The 837-nt window shown below is 54.6% G+C and carries 1 protein-coding gene; it reads right to left on the bottom strand.

Going from position 1 to position 837, the window contains the following annotated elements:
• Positions 1 to 87: 87 nt before the first annotated feature.
• A complete protein-coding gene (locus GRI89_RS00105; protein ID WP_159791249.1) occupies positions 88 to 714 on the bottom strand; it encodes a PilZ domain-containing protein in 627 nt (208 codons plus the stop codon).
• Between the last annotated feature and the right edge of the window lie 123 nt (positions 715 to 837).

Raw genomic sequence — 837 nt, 5'->3', positions numbered from 1 at the left:
GTATTAGGCCCTCACGACTTAGTATCGTAGCCGACGCTGTGCGTCTCTATGATCTACCGGTAAATCGCCCTGCGGCGAGGGAAGCGCTCAGCCCGGGGATAGGAATTGAACGCCGCATCGGTCCTGGAGTGACCAGCGGACGACACCCTCTTTCCAGATTTCTTCGTCCACTCGCACTTCAACGCTCTGACCTTCGGTCATTTTGAACAGGCCGATGATCATCGCGCCGCTTTCGGAAAGGTTTTGCAACTGGACACGATGTCTCAGTCCATTGGCCTTGGCGTACGACATGATCGAAGCGTCGTGACGACGAATAAGTCGCTGCTCAGCCATGTCTGCCTTTCTCCTTTCGCCCCAATGAACGAAAATCGGCGCGTCCTCGTGCTCCTCAAATAGCCGGCTTGCTTCCAGAACGCCAATGGCGGACTTCAAAATCTCCACCTCGCGGGTCGAGATACGCCCAACGCGTAGCGCCATGCGACTGAGATCGAGAAAGAGACGAGGTTGGTCAACAAGACTTGAACGCAAGTCCTCAGGCCCGCGGAATTCTTCCCAATTAGCCCAGCGCGTTCCATCGCGCATGGGTTCCGTCACAAACTTCCACAACACCAACAGCGCTTGGTCAAAAACGCCCTTCGTCAGGTCGACGACAAGATGCGTCGCCTCCGCCGGCACTTCAGCCGAGCTTTTGATAGATGCCCTGTCCTGGTCCATCACGCTAATCAAGCTAAACAGCCCGCAATTACAACGAAGTGAATTTGATCATGCCAGATTGGCACAATCCGGCTCTTTTTCAGTTTTTCACCGACTATGAGCACAGCTAGTCGAAGCGGCAAA

The sequence above is a fragment of the Croceibacterium salegens genome (genome assembly GCF_009827435.1).
GTDB lineage: Bacteria > Pseudomonadota > Alphaproteobacteria > Sphingomonadales > Sphingomonadaceae > Croceibacterium_B > Croceibacterium_B salegens.
Note: the sequence above shows the minus strand (reverse complement) of the source record. Positions and strands in the feature narration are given on the sequence as shown.